Source organism: Tropicimonas sp. S265A (assembly GCF_049800835.1).
Classification (GTDB): Bacteria; Pseudomonadota; Alphaproteobacteria; order Rhodobacterales; family Rhodobacteraceae; genus Dinoroseobacter.
The window spans coordinates 179,454-196,451 of sequence record NZ_JBNAFU010000008.1 but is presented as its reverse complement, the minus strand read 5'-3'; the positions used below and the strand labels follow the sequence as shown (position 1 = coordinate 196,451).

Here is a 16,998-nt window from a genome sequence, read left to right as displayed (position 1 = left end):
GTGGTCCTCTCCTGAAAACTCGGAATTTCAGCTGTTTCTCAGCCGTTATCATCAATCATGGTGAACGAAACTCGCGCCTTCCGGCTCGCCCAGATCCTCTGTGGACTCAGCGGCAACCAGATCACGGATGCGCTTGCGATACACGTTTGGCGCTTTGTCGATTGCGATGCGAATGGGTCGGCGGCGCTGCGGGCGTTTCTCGTTGTCGTGGACGGCCTCCAGGATTGCCTTGTCCTCGGCGAACGCGACCTTGAACATCGCGTCCATCTGCGCAGAGGCATCCTCGTCACCGAGCGCCGAATTGCGCAGATGCATCCAATGGTCGATGGTGTAATCTTCGTTTACCGGGGTCACGAAGTGAAGGGCAAAGATCCGCACGCCCCGGTCCCGGTCGTCTTCCGCGCAGTTTTCCACCGTGGCGATGGAGCCGAAGTCGATCACCGCGGTCGATGGCAGGTGCAGGTGATAGTAATGCCATCGATCGACGTGACCGTTGAACCCCCCGAACTTCTGGAAGAATCCAACCGGCGGTGCATCGCGGATCCAGCGCCACGCCGTGATCACGTCGCCGCCGGTGGAAACATGCACGGGCACGTTCTCCGACGCCGCGCTTCCCAAGGTGGTCGGGTGCACGAAACTGACATGCGCCGGATCCACGAGGTTCTCTGCGACGTTGAGGTAATGCGCCTCGATATGCAGCGCCTCGCCCTGATGGGCATGCCAGCCGGGGCTGGAAAACTCCGGCATGTCAAAAATCGTCGATGGATCCGCCCGCTCCGGATCACCCATCCACACCCAGACGATATTATGCCGCTCTTCAACTGAGAAGGTTTCGACAAAGCCGCTTTTGGGCGTGTTGTCCTGACCCGGCACGCGCACGCACTGACCGGAGCCGTCAAAGGTCATCCCGTGGTATCCGCACTGGATCGTATCGCCGATCCGCTTGCCCTTGGACAGGGGCAGGAGCCGGTGGGGACAGCGATCTTCGAGGGCTTTCACGCGCCCGTCTGAGGTGCGAAACATCACCAGTCGCTGTCCGAGGATTTCCACTGCGCGCAGCGGCTCGCCAAAGTCGCGCGACCAGCCCGCGACATACCAGGCATTCCGGACAAAGCTCATGTGATGCGGGTCATTTGCAGCGCCTCCACATTGAATTGAGGCGCAAAAGAACATTCGATGTCAAATGATAATTTCATTTGCATACGAACATATTGCCCCTGGCGCGAACGCTGCCCGCGCGCCGGGCGGAATTTGGCCCTGTGGCGCGGATTTCTAAGCTTTTCTTGTGTTTGCACCTATGCATACTGGCGGGTGCGCGGTCTGAAGACGAAGAAAGTTGGCCCATGGGCGAGAAACTGGTCATCAAGAACATCGGAATGATCCTGTCGGGCAAGATGGAGGAGCCGATCCTCGACGGCGATTGCCTGATCGCGCGCGACGGACGCATTACCGCATGGGGGCGCGAGGCCGATCTGGACTGCGAAGGCGCGGATGTGACGGTGGACGCCAAGGGTGTGACGCTGGCGCCCGGCCTGATCGACAGCCACGTGCACCCGGTCGTGGGCGACTACACGCCCCGCCAGCAACAGCTACATTGGATCGACTCCACCCTGCACGGCGGGGTGACGACGCTGATCTCCGCGGGCGAGGTGCATATGCCGGGGCGCCCCAACGATCCTGTTGGTACGAAGGCGATGGCGATCGCCGCACAGCGCTGGTACGACAATCTGCGCCCGTCTGGCATGAAGGTGCACGCAGGTGCGCCGCTGCTGCAACAGGGCCTTGAGGAAGAGGATTTCAAGGAAATGGCCGCGGCTGGCGTGCGGCTGATCGGGGAGGTAGGACTTGGCACCGTAAAGGACGGAAAGACCGCCAACAAGATGATCGGCTGGGCGCGCAAATACGGTATGCAAAGCACGATCCATACCGGCGGCCCCTCGATCCCGGGATCCGGCCTGATCGACGCTGACATGGTGCTGGAGACAGGAACGGATGTGGTCGGCCACATCAACGGGGGCCATTCGGCCTTGCCGGACGACCAGATTGTCTGCCTGTGCGAGAATTGCACTGCCGCGCTCGAAATCGTGCATAACGGCAACGAGCGTGCGGCCTTGCTGACGCTCAACACGGCGCGCGAGTTGGACAAGCTCGATCAGATCATCCTCGGCACGGACGGGCCGGCGGGGTCCGGTGTGCAGCCGCTTGGTATCCTCAGGATGGTCGCGATGTTGTCGAGCCTGGGCGATGTACCCGCGGAGATCGCGTTCTGCTTTGCCAATGGCAACACCGCGCGGCGGCGCGATCTGGATGTCGGGCTGATCGAGGCCGGGCGGTCTGCTGATTTCGTGCTGATGGATCAGGCGCAACATGCGCCCGGCAAGAGCCTGCTGGAGTCAGTCCAACTGGGCAACCTGCCCGGGGTCGGGATGACGATCATCGACGGCAAGGTCACAAGCCTGCGCAGCCGAAATACACCACCTGCTCAGCGCTTGCCGGAAGTTGTCTGAACACACCTTCGCGCAGAGCCGCTAAAGACTGCGGTTCCAGGTCAGCCCAACTTCCGCAACAGCTTGAGCAGGCTGCGCCGTTCGGACGGGTTCAAGGGCGCAAGTGTTTCCTCGGTGATGGCCCGCCCCGCTTCGATCATGGCCCCCAGCATGCGCGTTCCTTCGTCCGTCAGCGAGACGATGCTGCGACGGCGGTCGTCGCTGGAGGGCGCGGTGCAAACGAGGCCCTTCTGCCGCAACCGGTCGACAACGCCCTTGATCGTGGCAATATCCATCGCCGCCAGCCGACCCAACTGGTTCTGTGAACAGGCCCCGTTTTCGGCAAGGCGAACCAGCGTGGCAAACTGCGTTGCCGTCAGTCCCTCCAGCGTATGGGCCTGAAAAATCGCCGCGTGCCGCTGACCGGCGAGGCGCAGCAGATACCCGACCTGCTCGTCCAACCGGTAGGACCCCAGCAGCGCTTCGGGATCATCCGCAAATGCCGCCTTGATGCTCACCTCAGCCCATCCTCGCCCTGGGCTTCTTCGGCCTTGAGCCCGCCCACCCGCGGCAGGGGGCGACCGGAATCCGTGACGGCCACAGCCACCATGATCTCGCGCGCGCGGGGCGCGTCGTTCAGGCTGACTTCTATCCCGTCGAAGTGACTGCGCACGTACGCTGCATCCTTGTGACCCAGTGGCACATCAAGCACCTGCCCCGGGCTGCCCATTTTCTTGGAGGATGGCACGAGGGCAGCACCCTTCTCCACCGCCTTGCGCAACGGCGCGCCAAGCTTGGGGTGCAGGATCGCTGCGGCATGTTCCAACTCGCCGGCCTCGCCGACCATGGCCGATTTGCCAAAGCTTTCGGCGGCTTCCGGTGCGATGCCAAGGGCGGCCACGCATTTCTCTCCCAGAAAACCGCCCAGTTCAGCGCCGATCTCCATCAACTCGGACAAGTCCTCATGATACACTCCGGCAAAGGGGTTTTCGATGACCGCCACGGCCACGGCCTTGCGCGTCGCCGGTTCGATCTGGCGTCCCATTTCGATATGCGTTTCCTCGACCTGCACGGCAATCTTGCGGATGTTCGCTTTCATCTCAGCCCGTCCTCTCCCTTGATATCCTTGACCTCCAGTCCGCCCATCCGATTGTGAATGCGTGCGCCCGTGGTCATCACTAGGATCAATGCCAATTCGTCGGCGCGCGGCGCATCGTTGCAACCCACTTCAATCGCGTCGAAATGGCCACGCACATAAGATGCATTGATATGCGTGACCGGCACGTCAAGCCGCGCACCAAGCCCGCCGACCTTCTTGGTGGAGGGCACGATGGCCTTGGCGTCGCCCAGAAGTTCACGCATCGCGTACCCGCCCGGTACATGCCAAAGCGCACCGTGTTCCGTTTCACCTTCTGACCCCACGATCGCCCCCTTGCCATATCCTTCGATCCGGTCCGGACCACCGAGTGCGTCCGCAAGCTTTCGCGCCATCCGTAACCCGAGCGGTTTCAAATCTTCCATGAAGGGTTGCAAATCTTCGACATATCCGCCCGCGAATGGGTTGTGGATAACAGCCATGACGGCGCCTCGCCGTGCCGGAGTACCGCGCGGCGGGCCACCCTCGTGCAGGATCTCCTCCAGCAAAAGCACGGTTTTCCGCAAGATGACGTCAGGCATGTTCGTGAGTCCTGTTATTGAGAGTGATGGCCGCGCCAAAAACGCGGGTTTCCCCTTGCAAATGCAGCGATGCCGCGCGGATCAGGCTCGCTTGTGCCATGGTTTTGGCAATGTGCAGTCCGTTTTGCAAAGCCGTCGCCCGCTCCGCAAGGGACAGCTTGGGACAACCTGTCACAACCGGTCGCGCGCCCAGATCGCTGTCCGGCTCCAGAACACGCGCTGCGGTTCGGGAAATACCCGGGTGGCCCGGCAGGTCCACCGCGTTGGCGATCAGCGTGGCCGCAACGTCCGCCGCGGCTGCGGTGTCAGCCAGAACCGTCACGCTGTCGGCAATGCCGAGACTAAGGCTGCGTCCATGGCGGCCCGAAGTGGCGACCCCGCCAACGCCCTGTCCTGCGGCTATGTCGATCCTGCCCAAGTCGGCACCTGCCATGTCCTGCATCGCAGTCACGAAACATTCGCCGGGTGCCAGGTGCAGCGCGATATCACCGCCGTTGTTCACGTATGCGCGTCTCAATTCGGCACTGACAGACATCGCGGCAAGAACCTCGTCGGCGACCGCGCCCGCAACCGCGGCCATGGGCGTGACAAACCGGTCTTGAAATGGGCGCACGGCGCGCATCATGCGTTGCGCGACCGGTCCCGACGGAAAGGGGGTGTCCGGGAAAATGGCGCTGCGCAAAAGCGGCAGTTCTTCGACCAGGCCTTCAAGAAGCCCTTCGAACCGAGCCCTTGCCGCGCTGAAAGCGCGATTGCGCGCAGGGCTGTCTGCCCCGATGATCAGGTCGATTGGCCCGTGCTGCAAATGCAGGCGTGTGCCGCAGGGCAACAAGCGCGCCTGCGCGCTCATTTGCGCCCCCGTGCCCAAGGGTAGTTCGCGTGATCCATCGGATCGGGTTGGCCCGAGAGTTGCGCCACCTTGCGCGCCGCCGCCATGGGGATCGTGTCGAGCCTGCGTATCTCGTCCATGTGCCCGCCCAGTGTATCGTAATCATCGACCCGCATCGTAAACTCGATAGGGGCGACCAGCGCGGGCGTTGGCACATACCCGAAGGAGCCCTGCGGCATATCCAGCACATCCACCATGACGGTGATGCCGCCGCCGGGCCAGACGTAGGCTTCCGCTCCGCCGCAGGACACATAGGTCAGCGAGTCCTTCACCGATCGCGTCAGACGCACCGGATTTTCGGTTACGCCCGCGCGCAAAGACCCGCCTGCCCCCCCCATGAAAAGCACCGACGATACCGAGGGTTCGCAGTTCTCGGCAATCAGATCGGCGGAGGCCTTGAGCCTGGCAGGAATCTCCTGCGGCTCTGGCACGAGATCCTCGCGCAGCTCAAAATAGGCATATTGCTCGCCCGTGGTGGACACCATCAGCAACCGCAAGCCGGGCCAGGCCACTTTGGGGTTCCAGGGGCCAAGGATGGTCAATGGATCTTCGATATCCGTACCACCCCAGCCGGTGCCGGGCTCCGCCACCTGAAAATACCGCCCCGGGGTCGAGCGGCGGCCGTTGATCTTGATACCGGTCTTGGGGACCTCAAGCTGCTTGCCCGCCTCATGCTCGCTCAGCACGCCGGTAATGTGGTCGTCGACCACCACCACCTCGTCCACATGGCCCATCCATTGCTTGGCAAACATGCCGATCGCCGCCGACCCACAGCCAACCCGCATCAGCTTTTCGCGCACCCCGTTGATAATCGGTGCCTCGCCCGCTTGCACGATCAGGTCGGTTGCGTGATCGCCATCGCCAATACGCATCTCGACCGGCTCGCGGTTGCACAACCGCAGCAGCGCATCGCAGGTCACACGCCCTTCGGCCTTCGTGCCGCCGGTCAAATGCTCGACACCCCCGAGCGACAGCATCTTCGAGCCGTATTCCGAGGTCATGACATGACCGATCGACTCTCCGGCCACGCGGACAATGTCGCACTCATGTCCGATATGGCGGTCGGTGTCGATTTTCACCTTTACACCGCAGTAGCTGAAAATGCCTTCGGTCACGACCGTCACCATGTCCACGCCTTCGATGTCCTGCGCCACGATAAACGGGGCGGGCTTGTAATCGGGATAGGTTGTGCCCGCACCAACGGCCGTCACGAACGGACGGTCGGAGTGAACGATGTCACCATCCCAGTCCTCGCCTCCGCCTTCGCCCAGAAACGGCACAAGCTTGTGCGACGTATTCTCGATGATCGTCAGGGGGTCCAGCCGGACAAGCTCTCCGTCATGGTTGGCATAGCGATCACACGCACCGGTCTTGCCATCCGCAATGTAGCACATGACAGGACAGGCATCGCACCGGATCTTGCCGGTTTTTGAGGGACCATCAGCCATCTGTCTGCTCCCTCAGTTTGGCGCGCAATCGCGCAGGCGTGGCAGGCAGATCGGTGACTTGCACACCGGTTGCATCACGGATCGCGTTCAGGAGCGCCGGCGCCGTAGGGATCAGCGCATGTTCGCCCAGGCCCTTGGCACCGAAAGGACCGTGCGCGTCGGGTTCTTCGATGATCAGCGTCTCGATGGGCGGAATGTCACCAATTGTGGGGATCAGGTAGTCATGCAGGTTGTCGGTGCGCCCCGGCAGGTACTCTTCCATCAGCGCCATACCGAGCCCTTGTGCAACGCCGCCCTGCACCTGTCCTTCCACAAGCTGCGGATTGATCGCGCGCCCGACGTCATGGGCCGCCACGATCCGCAGCGGCTGGACCGTGCAGAGGTCCTTGTCAACCTCGACCACCGCCAGATGCGCGGCATAGCCGAATTGCGCATAGGGATGGCCCTGCCCGTTCGCGTCTAGCGGCAAGGTGGGTGGATCGTAGGTTTCCTCTGCGTGCAGCACGTACCCCTGCGCGTCGCATGGCAGATCAGACAGCGCGAGGCGATGAGTCTTGGCGGCATCGCGGATCTCGATCACATCCCCTTCGAAGCGCAGACTGGCGGTCTTGTCGGCATTGACCCGCGCAAGGATGTCCGCCCGCAAAGCCTCGGCACTGAGCCGCGCGGCATTGCCGGATACAAAAGTCTGGCGCGAGGCCGAGGTCTTGCCAGCATCGGGTGTAACATCCGTATCCGCGCCGATCAGCGTGACCGCGTCCACCGGCACACCAAGGGTCGTGGCAAAGATCTGCGCGATCACCGTGTTCGATCCCTGCCCGATATCCACCGCACCCTGATGCAGGATCAGCGTTCCATCCGCGCGCACGCCGCATTTCATGGTCGACGGATTTGGTAGAGAGGTGTTGCCGCAGCCATACCACCCGCCTGCAACGCCGACACCGCGGCGCTGCGCGGGATGGGTCTTGTTCCAGGCTGCCACCTCGGCCAACGCGCCTTGCCAGGCTGGGCGCAACGCCGCAAAGCAAGCGCGGATGCCAACGCCGCTCTCGAACACCTGTCCACATACCGTGGGCGTTCCGTTTTCCAGCGCATTGAGGATGCGGAACTCCAGCCGGTCCATCCCCAGCTTGTCCGCCAGAAGGTCGAACAAGCTTTCCTGCACGGCCGCGGACTGCGGTACACCGAAGCCGCGAAACGCCCCTGACGGCACGCAATGCGTGTGGATGCCCTGCGCCTGTGCGCGGTAGTCGGAGATCTTGTAGGGCCCGGAAGCATGGACGGGCACCCGGTTGGCAACCGTTGGCCCCCAACTGGCATACGCCCCAGTGTTGAACTGGCCGTCAAAGGTCATGCCCTTCAACCTCCCATCGGAAGTTGCACCGATACGAGCCGTGATGCGGGCCGGGTGGCGTTTGGTGGTCGATTGCATCGACTCCGTCCGGCTGTAGGCCATCCGCACGGCCTGTCCGGTCTTGAGGGCGGCCAATGCGATATAGGGCTGCACTGACAGGTCGAGCTTCGACCCGAACCCGCCCCCGACGCCCGTGGGCACGACACGCACGGCGCTTTCGGGCAGACCCAAGATATCCGCCAGAGCCTCCCGGTCCATCACCGGAGCCTGGGTGCAGGCGTGCACTTCCAGCCGGTCGTCGACCATCTGCGCGAAGCCCGCCTCGGGCTCGATATACGCGTGTTCGACAAATGAGGTCGTAAAAGACCCCTCGACAGTGACCGCCGCCGCCGTCAGCGCCGCATCTGCATCCCCGCAGGACACAAACCCCTTGCACATCACGTTGCCGGGTCGGTCGGCGTGCAAGTCCACCGCCCCGGGCGCCAGCGCCTCCCCCATGGACAGAGCGGCGGGCAGTTCCTCCCATGTGACGGGCAACTGCGTTTCATCGAGCATCTGGAGCGCCGACGCAGTGCCGATCACAGCCGCCACCGCCTCTCCGCGGAAGCGGGTTTCGGACACGGCGAAGACCGGCTGGTCTGCAAAGGCCGGGATCACGCCGAACGTGGCCTTACCCGGTATATCGGCAGCGGTCAGGATGGTCACGATGCCGGGCGTGGCCTCCGCCCAGCCGGTCAGGTAGCCCAGGTCGAACCGCGCCCGGTGGAAAGGCGATCGGATCACACGCAGGTGCAGTGCATCCACCGGCGCGACGTCGTCGCCAAAACGCTCAGTCCCGTCCAGCTTGCCCGCACCATCGAGCCGCCGGATCGGCTGGCCAATGCGCCCACCGCCGGACGGCAGCGGATGCGCTTGGCCGGCCTCCAGCACCGCATCGATGATCTTGCGATACCCGGTACAGCGGCACAGAACGCCACCCAGTGCATCTTGCACCGATGCCTCGCTGATCGGTGCGCCGCTCCGTAACAGGGCCAGTGCCGACACCATCATGCCCGGCGTGCATATGCCGCACTGTGCCGCGCCATGCGCGTCAAAACTTTCGGCCAAGGCATCTGCTGCATCATCCGATCCACGCAAGCCGGCCAGCGTCTCGACCCTGCGACCCTCGGCCTGATGGGTTGGTGTCAGGCAGGCGCAAACCGCAGCGCCGTCCAGCAAGACAGTGCACGCCCCGCAATCTCCTGCGTCGCAGCCGACCTTGACGTCGCGCGCCCCGCAGCGCTCGCGCAGACTGTAGGACAACCGCTCCCCCGGCAGCGGGCGCGCCATCACCGCGGACCCGTTGAGCATGAAGCTGACACTGTCGAGACCGACGCGCTTATCCACCTGAAGCCGCCTTCTGCAAGGCACGTGCGATCTGATGTGGCACAGCTTCGGACCTGTAGCGTGCATCGGCACGTACGTCACTGATCGGAGAGAGGTCCGCAAGACCGACCGGATCAATCCGAACATCAGCGGGCGATTGGCCGACCAACGCCGCCTCCAGTACCGGTAGACGGCGTGCGACCGGCGAACAGGCTCCCACGGCGACCCGCGCCTCCGCAATCAGGCCAGACTTGTCCAAAACCACAAGGACCGCAGTCATCGCGATGGAGATCACAAGATACCGCCGCGCACCGAGTTTCTCGAAAGCCGACGTGGCGCCCTCCGGAACGGGCGGGCCATGCAGGGCCACCATTATCTCGCCGGCCCGCAGGTCGGTTGTGCGCGGGCCCTTCAGGAAATCCGCCAGCGGCAGGCGCCGCCGCCCGCTCGGACCAACGAGTTCCACCTCGGCGTCCAACACCAACAGCGGTGGCACCCCGTCCGCTGCGGGGGACGCGTTGCACAAGTTGCCCGCCACCGTGCCCGCGTTCTGGATTTGCACGCTGCCGACTTCCTTCGCAGCGGCGCGCAAAGCGTCGAACGCGGGGGGCAGGTTCGCACGGACAATCTCCGACCAGGTTGTGGCCGCCCCGATGCGCCAGCCATCATCCGACACCGCCAGCGCCCGCAACTCCGGCATGCGGGTGATGTCCAGTATGCTCTGGCTCAGGGGCGCATGGCCTCGGGATGGAAAATAGTCCGTGCCGCCCGCGATGACCGCTGGGGCATGCGCCGCCATCAGGTCGATCGCTTCATCAAGCGATTGTGGCGCAAAATACGAGGCGGACATCGGCGATTCCCTCTTTCGGAAATTCGTTTGCATGCAAATGGTATGAAGGGCGATCCACGGCTGTCAACGGAATTGTCCGGACAGCCCTTGCCGCCCAAGTAGCGGCCTCGGATTTGGGAATGGTAGACGAGATCGAAGGGGATGGCGGGCCTCAGGCCGTCATCTGATTGATCGCCCGATCTGCTGACACGGCAGCGGCGGTGCGGTTATCGACGCCCATTTTCTGAAAGATCGTCTCAAGATGCTTGTTGATGGTTCGGCTGCTCAGATCGAGGATCTGGGCAATGTCGCGGTTCGTCTTGCCCAAGGACAACCAGAACAGCACCTCCGCCTCCCTTGGGGTCAATCCGAACGTCCTTTCAAGATGCTGGTAAGGCGACTCGCCATCCTGACCCGACACTTTCAGCAGGATTTCCGAGGACGGCGAGGTACCGATGTAGGACAAGGCGATATCGTTCAGCATGAAGGTCCGCGCAGGCGAGGCGGGCAAACGCAGGCTTGCGGACAGCCACCCCTCGAAATCGGCATGTTTCGCAGTACGCAGAACACCCTCAACCACCATCGGCTCGATCATGCTCATGGCCTTTGGACTGCCCCATAGCACGGTCCCGTCGAGGTTGACGGCCACTACCGATCGCCCAGATGTATCAAGGGCTTGGCGCGCGCTTTGAATGGCCTTCGCGTTCAGGATATGGGTCGTGATCCGGGCCACCAACTCATCGATAACTGCGGGCTTGGTCAGGTAATCGACACCGCCGGCCATCAGCCCTTTGATGATATGCTCGGACTCGGTCAGACCGGTCATGAAGATGACCGGGGCATAGGCCAGCCGTTCATCGGCTTTGAGCCGGCGACAGGTTTCGAACCCGTCCAGATCCGGCATAACCGCATCCATCAGGATCACATCCGGCAGAACGCGCGCGGCAAGCTCCAGCGCCGCCGCGCCGTTGCGCGCGACCACGACGCTGATCCCGTTTTCCTCCAGCGCGGTGGAAATCATGCTCAGCGACTCAGGGCTGTCATCGACGACAAGCGCAATGTTGCGGTGGTCGGGGTCACAGTATGGCATTCTGCGCCTCCTCCAACATATCGACCACTCCGGGCAGATCATAGACAGAGGTCATCTTGTTCAGCCGAACGAGCATCGGGCCGCGCAAACTGCCTTTCTCCGCCAGTTCGGCGATGCGTTCGGACAATGCCGAGGCCATGCCGTTTCTGGCCAGCTCGATCAGTTCCTCGCGCTCGGCGGCAGTCAAGATCGCGACCGGCCTGATCTTGGGAGGCGCCGCGTCGTCAAGGATCAGTTGCAAGCGCAGAATCTCGGCGATCCGGGCCAGCAGATCGTCGAGGTTGTAGGGCTTGGCAAGAAATGCATCGCTGAGTGCCACCTCCGGCGCGCGGCGCGCCTCATCCATGGCATGGCCCGAAATCATCACGATCGGGGTCGAACTGTGCGCCCCCTTGCGCAAGGCCGCCGCCAGCGCCCAGCCGTCCTGACCGGGCAGATCGATGTCGAGAATAAACAAATCCGGGGTGATGTCGTTGAGCATGAAGAGCGCCTGTTCCGCGTTCGAGGCGGTCAGGACCGCAAACCCGAGAGGCGACAGGAAACTGTCCACCAGCGCCAGATGATTGGGGTCGTCATCCACGACGAGCAAAGTCTTGCGCGACCCCGCGATGCGCCGAATGGACAGGTTGCGCGTCTCCGCCTTGGGGGCGGTGCTGGCGTGCTTTGTATCAACCGGAACCGACGGTAGCATCAGGCGTACGCGAAATACGCATCCCTGCCCGACCACGCTTTCCACCTCGATATCGCCGCCGAGTATCTCCACCAGCAACTTCGTAATGGTCAACCCGAGACCGGAGCCTGCGGTTGTCACCTGTGAGCCGCGCTCGAAAGGCTCCCAGATTCGCTGCAAATCCTCCTCCGCAATGCCGGTTCCGGTGTCGCGAACTTCCAGCAGCGCAACCTCGTTGCGGTAATTGATCCGCAGAGAGACCTCGCCCTCCTCCGTGTACCGGATGGCGTTGGACAGCAGGTTGATGATGATCTGCCGCAGTCGCTTTTCGTCGAAGGTGATCCAGATCGGAAGGTGGTCGCTGGTCTCCATCGAGAAGGTCAGCCCCTTCTCCCGCGCAGCCTCGTCGAAGATCGACGCAACCTGTTGCAGGAAGAGGCGCAGGTTGATCCGGTCGCGGCTGATCTCCAGCCGCCCGGCCTCGATCCGGGAGATGTCCAGCAAGCCTTCGATCAAACCGGCCAGATGCTCGCTGCTGCGCCGGATCGTTGTGATCGAATTGCGCCGCTTGTCGGGAATATCGGGCGACTTTTCCAGGATTTGCGCGAACCCGTAGATGGAATTCAACGGCGTGCGCAATTCGTGACTCAGTCCGGTCATGTAGCGGGTCTTGGCGAGATTGGCGGCTTCGGCCTTCTCCTTGGCGCGCTGCAGTTCAAGGTCGGTGCGTTCATGCGCGCGCACCTCAAAGAGCAATCGCTCGGTTTGCTTTTCCGCTTCGTCGCGCGCCTGATGCTGACTTTCGGAGATCAGCAGGTACATCCACACGACGATACCGATAACGATCAACACCATGGAGAATATCACCCAGAGCACGGCATCGAAATTCTCCGCATTCTGAAAATTGCGGACAAGCAAGAGTAATCCGCCAAACGCCGCCCCGAGCAGCGATGTGACCGCGACAAACCGCGACATACGCGACATCAACGCGACGGCAATGGGCTGCGGAAACACCTGCATCAGCAGACCGCGTGACATGTCCGCCGCCCGTGCGTGGGGTTTGCAGGCATCGCGGCAGTTGCTGTCGAGTGTGCAGCAAAGCGAGCAGATCGGCCCGGCATGGAACGGGCAATGGGTCATATCCTCGGGATCGAAGCTGTATTCGCAGATGATGCAGGTGTTCTCGACCTTCTCGGGGGCCACTCGCGCGATGTAGTAGCGCCCGCGCGTGGCCCAGGCGATCACCGGAGCGAGCACAAACGAGCTTCCCAACGCGATGAAAGACGAGGTGGCTTCGGGCAGCGCGCCGAACACGCCGCCATAGGCCAGCAGGGACAGGACGCAGGCAGTTGCCATGGACCCGATGCCCACCGGGTTGATGTCATAGAGATGCGCGCGGCGAAACTCGATGCCCGGCGGGCTGAAGCCAAGGGGTTTGTTGATCACCAGATCGGCCACGAGCGCTCCGATCCAAGCGAGTGCGACATGCGAATAGAGCGCAAGCGTGCTCTCCAGTGCGCCGAATACGCCCAGTTCCATCAGCATCACGGCGATGCCGACGTTGAACACCAGCCAAACGACGCGCCCCGGGTGCGCGTGGGTCAGGCGCGAGAAGAAGTTCGACCACGCGATAGAGCCGGCATAAGCATTGGTCACGTTGATCTTGAGCTGGCTGAGAATGACGAATGAACTCGTCAGCAGCAGCACCAGCACAGGCGAGTTGATGGTCTGGTTGAACACGGTTTCGTACATACGCGTCGGATCGGTTGCATCTTCTGCCGGGACACCGTTCGCGATGGCCAACGTGATCAGGTAGGACCCCGCAAGCATCTTGAGCATTCCGAGCACCGACCAGCCGGGTCCCGCCACGATCAGCGCCCCCCACCAGCGGCGCTTGTCGGCGGACGTCTTGGGTTCGGGCAGAAAGCGCAGGTAGTCGACCTGTTCGCCAACCTGCGCGATCAGCGAGAAGATGACGCCGGATGCCGCGCCAAGCATGATCAGCTTGGCTGCGTTTGTCTCGGCTTGCGGCGCGTTTCCCTGAAAGCTCGACCACCCCTCGAAGTCGTAACCCACGAAGGCCAGAATGACGAACGGCGTGATGTGCAACACGACCCAGAATGGCTGCGTCCAGGCCTGAAAGGCCGAGATCTTGGAGAAACCGTTGATCACGAGCGGGATCACGACCAGCGCGCTGATCAGATAGCCCAGAACCAGTGGGATGCCGAAGCAGTAATCCAGCGCAAGCGCCAGAATGGCCGCTTCGAGCGCGAAGAAGATGAAGGTGAAGGTCGCGTAAATCAGCGAGGTGATCGTGGAGCCGATATAGCCGAAGCCGGCCCCGCGCGTGAGCAGGTCGATATCCACGCTGTAGCGGGCCGCGTAATAGCTTATTGGGAACGCAGTCAGAAACAGAAACGCGCCGACCAGCATGATCGCCATGATCGCGATGTCAAATCCGTAAGTCAGGGTCAGCGCCCCGCCGATCGCCTCCAGCGCAAGAAAGGAAATCGATCCGATCGCCGTGTTGGCCACCCTGGCATAGGACCAGCGACGGGCGCGCCGCGCGGTGAACCGCAGGGCGAAGTCTTCCATCGTCTCGTTGGCGACCCAACGGTTATAGCGCCGTTTTTCCTTTGTCGCGCGGTATAGAGTTGCCATCGGGCCCCCGGGTCAATCACCCCTGTACACACAAGCGGGCGCGCTGTCACCAACAGCCAAAAGCGCCTCCCCTACACCTTTTGCCCTCTCCGTTCTCAAAGCAGCCTACAGGGTAGTAACGCGCAAAAGGATACGTCAATCGACGTATACGGCTTTCCGCGCTCCTTCGACCAAGGTCGGATCAGAAGGCAGTCCGCTGCCCGATTTTTCATCTTATCCCGACAAGGAGCTGTCATGACTGATCGTAAAACCCCTGAAAACCCGGCTGGCCCAAGCAGACGCGCAGTCATGGCCGGCGGCACTGCGCTTGCGGCCTCGCTGTTCCTGCCCAAGAACCTGCGCGCGCAGGATTTTCCAACCGCCGAGGTGAACACCACGGGCCTTGCCGTTACGGACGACACGGTAACGATCGGCATCCTGCACTCGATCACCGGCACGATGGCGATTTCCGAAACCGGGTCGGTGCAGGCGGAAAAGCTTGCCATCGAACAGATCAACGCACAGGGCGGCATTCTGGGCCGCAAAATCGAGTACATCCAGGAAGACGGCGCGTCCGACTGGCCGACATTCGCGGAAAAAGCCCGCAAACTGCTGGTCAACGACAAGGTCGCCTCGGTCATGGGTTGCTGGACATCCGCAAGCCGCAAGGCCGTTCTGCCGGTGTTCGAACAGCATAACGGGTTCCTCTATTATCCGACGTTCTACGAAGGCCTCGAACAGTCGCCGAACGTTATCTACACCGGGCAGGAGGCCACCCAGCAGATCATCGCTGGCCTCGACTGGGTGACGCAGACCAAGGGTGCAAAGACCTTCTACCTGCTTGGCTCGGACTACATCTGGCCGCGCACGTCCAACAAGATCGCGCGGGCCCATATCGAGAAGTTCATGGAGGGCACAAGCGTTGTCGGCGAGGAGTACTATCCGCTCGGTCACACACAGTTCAACTCGGTCATCAACAAGATCCGCCTGCGCAAGCCGGACGTGATCTATGCCATCGTCGTGGGTGGCTCGAACGTGGCGTTCTACAAGCAGCTGAAGGCCGCCGGTATCGACCCGACCGAGGAAAGCCCGATCGTTCTGACCATCTCCGTCACGGAAGACGAGATCCGCGGGATCGGCGGTGAAAACGTCGAGGGCGCCTATGCCTGCATGAAATACTTCCAGAGCCTTGAGAACGAAAACAACCTTGATTTCGTGGCCGCGTTCAAGGAAATGTGGGGGGAGGACATGGTCATCGGCGACGTGACGCAAGCCGCCTACCTTGGCCCGTGGCTGTGGAAAGCCGCGGTCGAAAAGGCAGGCTCCTTCGACGTCGACAAGGTCCGCGAGGCGAGCCCGGGCATCGAGATGACCACCGCCCCTGAAGGCTACGTCAAGGTGCACGAGAACCATCACCTCTGGTCCAAGACCCGGGTGGGTCGCGCGCAGGCGGATGGTCAGTACGAGGTCGTGTTCGAGACGGCAGACCTGGTGGAGCCGGACCCCTTCCCCGAAGGCTACCAGTAACCTGCCCGGGGCGGGCGTGATGCCAGGCGCGCCTGCCCCGTTCCCGTTCCCCTTTTGACAATTCCCACTCCCCCCAGAGGTGTTTGATGTTTTCCGGCTACTCAATGGGCGAACTCGGCGCGATTTTCGCGATGCAGGGTTTCGCAGGACTGATCCTGTTTTCCGTTTTTGTACTCATGGCCCTGGGGCTGGCGATCATCTTTGGGCAGATGGGCGTAATCAACATGGCCCATGGCGAGTTCATGATCCTTGGCGCCTACGTCACTTATCTGACCTCCAATTTCTTTGCTGCCTATCTGCCGGAGCTGTTCGGCATCTATTTCTTCGTGGCGATGATCCTTGCATTCATCGCCTCAGGCCTTTTGGGCCTGCTGGTCGAGTGGGGGCTCATCCGACATTTGTACAAGCGCCCACTTGACACGCTTCTGGCAACCTGGGGCCTGAGCCTGATCCTGCAACAGGTGTACCGCAGTGTGTTTGGCGCGCGCGAGGTCGGGGTCACGATCCCGGACTGGATGATGGGGTCGCTGCCGTTGACCGACCTCGTGGAAGTGCCGATCAACGGCATCTTCGTGATGATCCTCGCGACCTGCATTTCCATCGCTGTTTACGTGATGATGTTTCGGTCATCCTGGGGCTTGCAGGTGCGCGCGATCAACCAGAACCGGGTCATGGCCGATGCCGTCGGCATCAACACGTCCTGGACGGACCGGCTGACCTTTGGCATCGGCTGCGGTGTGGCCGGGGTTGCGGGATCGGCCTTCACGATGATCGGCTCGACCGGGCCCACGGCAGGCCAGCTTTACATCGTGGACACGTTCCTCGTGGTCGTCTTCGGCGGCGCGGGTAGCCTGCTGGGCACCATCGCCAGCGCGTTTTCCATCAGCCAGGCACAGTCGATCATGGAATTCTTCCTGTCCGGCTCGATGGCCAAGGTCCTGACCCTGCTCGTGGTGGTCGGCATCCTGATGGTGCGTCCGCAAGGTCTCTTTTCCCTCAAACTGCGCAAGTAAGGAGCCACCG

General features: G+C 62.2%; 13 protein-coding genes. 3 read left to right on the top strand and 10 right to left on the bottom strand.

The features are described from left to right. Window positions 1-51 precede the first annotated feature (51 nt). Entirely contained in the window at window positions 52-1,119 is a 1,068-nt protein-coding gene (locus ACP15N_RS17460) for a Rieske 2Fe-2S domain-containing protein (protein WP_425093630.1), read from the bottom strand. Between the two features lie 224 nt (window positions 1,120-1,343). On the opposite strand from ACP15N_RS17460, the gene ACP15N_RS17455 reads away from it, so the two are divergent. Further along, window positions 1,344-2,507, top strand: a complete 1,164-nt coding sequence (locus ACP15N_RS17455; RefSeq protein ID WP_425093629.1) for an amidohydrolase family protein — start codon at window positions 1,344-1,346, stop codon at window positions 2,505-2,507. 41 nt (window positions 2,508-2,548) lie between these two features. Here the strand turns inward: ACP15N_RS17455 and ACP15N_RS17450 are convergent, their stop codons facing one another. The 9 genes from ACP15N_RS17450 to ACP15N_RS17410 all read right to left on the bottom strand — a co-directional run bounded on the left by ACP15N_RS17450 (window position 2,549) and on the right by ACP15N_RS17410 (window position 14,469). Beyond that, a complete protein-coding gene (locus ACP15N_RS17450) occupies window positions 2,549-3,004 on the bottom strand; it encodes a MarR family winged helix-turn-helix transcriptional regulator (RefSeq protein ID WP_425093628.1) in 456 nt (151 codons plus the stop codon). After that, window positions 3,001-3,585: an amino acid synthesis family protein gene (locus ACP15N_RS17445; RefSeq protein WP_425093627.1), complete on the bottom strand. Its 585-nt coding sequence runs from the start codon at window positions 3,583-3,585 to the stop codon at window positions 3,001-3,003. The genes ACP15N_RS17450 and ACP15N_RS17445 overlap by 4 nt, the downstream gene beginning before the upstream one ends. After that, window positions 3,582-4,163: an amino acid synthesis family protein gene (locus ACP15N_RS17440; protein ID WP_425093626.1), complete on the bottom strand. Its 582-nt coding sequence runs from the start codon at window positions 4,161-4,163 to the stop codon at window positions 3,582-3,584. Before ACP15N_RS17440 ends, ACP15N_RS17445 begins: the two co-directional genes overlap by 4 nt. Further along, complete coding sequence (locus tag ACP15N_RS17435; protein ID WP_425093625.1) at window positions 4,156-5,013, bottom strand: UPF0280 family protein; 858 nt, start codon at window positions 5,011-5,013, stop codon at window positions 4,156-4,158. Before ACP15N_RS17435 ends, ACP15N_RS17440 begins: the two co-directional genes overlap by 8 nt. Beyond that, window positions 5,010-6,500: a 6-hydroxynicotinate reductase gene (locus ACP15N_RS17430; RefSeq protein WP_425093624.1), complete on the bottom strand. Its 1,491-nt coding sequence runs from the start codon at window positions 6,498-6,500 to the stop codon at window positions 5,010-5,012. Before ACP15N_RS17430 ends, ACP15N_RS17435 begins: the two co-directional genes overlap by 4 nt. Then, complete coding sequence (locus ACP15N_RS17425; protein ID WP_425093623.1) at window positions 6,493-9,240, bottom strand: molybdopterin-dependent oxidoreductase; 2,748 nt, start codon at window positions 9,238-9,240, stop codon at window positions 6,493-6,495. The genes ACP15N_RS17430 and ACP15N_RS17425 overlap by 8 nt, the downstream gene beginning before the upstream one ends. Beyond that, entirely contained in the window at window positions 9,233-10,069 is an 837-nt protein-coding gene (locus ACP15N_RS17420; RefSeq protein ID WP_425093621.1) for an FAD binding domain-containing protein, read from the bottom strand. The genes ACP15N_RS17425 and ACP15N_RS17420 overlap by 8 nt, the downstream gene beginning before the upstream one ends. Window positions 10,070-10,220: 151 nt before the next feature. Further along, window positions 10,221-11,138: a response regulator gene (locus ACP15N_RS17415; protein WP_425093620.1), complete on the bottom strand. Its 918-nt coding sequence runs from the start codon at window positions 11,136-11,138 to the stop codon at window positions 10,221-10,223. Continuing rightward, a complete protein-coding gene (locus ACP15N_RS17410) occupies window positions 11,125-14,469 on the bottom strand; it encodes a hybrid sensor histidine kinase/response regulator (RefSeq protein WP_425093619.1) in 3,345 nt (1,114 codons plus the stop codon). The genes ACP15N_RS17415 and ACP15N_RS17410 overlap by 14 nt, the downstream gene beginning before the upstream one ends. A 234-nt stretch (window positions 14,470-14,703) precedes the next feature. On the opposite strand from ACP15N_RS17410, the gene urtA reads away from it, so the two are divergent. After that, window positions 14,704-15,975, top strand: a complete 1,272-nt coding sequence (gene urtA, locus ACP15N_RS17405; protein ID WP_425093618.1) for an urea ABC transporter substrate-binding protein — start codon at window positions 14,704-14,706, stop codon at window positions 15,973-15,975. Window positions 15,976-16,061: 86 nt separating this feature from the next. Then, window positions 16,062-16,988 (top strand): urea ABC transporter permease subunit UrtB, encoded by a 927-nt coding sequence (gene urtB / locus ACP15N_RS17400; protein WP_425093617.1) that lies wholly within the window; start codon window positions 16,062-16,064, stop codon window positions 16,986-16,988. The last annotated feature ends 10 nt before the right edge of the window (window positions 16,989-16,998 follow it).

Excerpts from the sequence above, each read along its gene's own strand:
- ACP15N_RS17420 (WP_425093621.1), bottom strand. The coding sequence starts at position 10,069 with ATGTCCGCCTCGTATTTTGCGCCACAATCGCTTGATGAAGCGATCGAC.
- urtA (WP_425093618.1), top strand. The coding sequence starts at position 14,704 with ATGACTGATCGTAAAACCCCTGAAAACCCGGCTGGCCCAAGCAGACGC.
- ACP15N_RS17435 (WP_425093625.1), bottom strand. The coding sequence starts at position 5,013 with ATGAGCGCGCAGGCGCGCTTGTTGCCCTGCGGCACACGCCTGCATTTG.
- ACP15N_RS17455 (WP_425093629.1), top strand. The coding sequence starts at position 1,344 with ATGGGCGAGAAACTGGTCATCAAGAACATCGGAATGATCCTGTCGGGC.
- ACP15N_RS17410 (WP_425093619.1), bottom strand. The coding sequence starts at position 14,469 with ATGGCAACTCTATACCGCGCGACAAAGGAAAAACGGCGCTATAACCGT.
- ACP15N_RS17460 (WP_425093630.1), bottom strand. The coding sequence starts at position 1,119 with ATGAGCTTTGTCCGGAATGCCTGGTATGTCGCGGGCTGGTCGCGCGAC.
- ACP15N_RS17415 (WP_425093620.1), bottom strand. The coding sequence starts at position 11,138 with ATGCCATACTGTGACCCCGACCACCGCAACATTGCGCTTGTCGTCGAT.
- ACP15N_RS17445 (WP_425093627.1), bottom strand. The coding sequence starts at position 3,585 with ATGAAAGCGAACATCCGCAAGATTGCCGTGCAGGTCGAGGAAACGCAT.
- urtB (WP_425093617.1), top strand. The coding sequence starts at position 16,062 with ATGTTTTCCGGCTACTCAATGGGCGAACTCGGCGCGATTTTCGCGATG.
- ACP15N_RS17430 (WP_425093624.1), bottom strand. The coding sequence starts at position 6,500 with ATGGCTGATGGTCCCTCAAAAACCGGCAAGATCCGGTGCGATGCCTGT.
- ACP15N_RS17440 (WP_425093626.1), bottom strand. The coding sequence starts at position 4,163 with ATGCCTGACGTCATCTTGCGGAAAACCGTGCTTTTGCTGGAGGAGATC.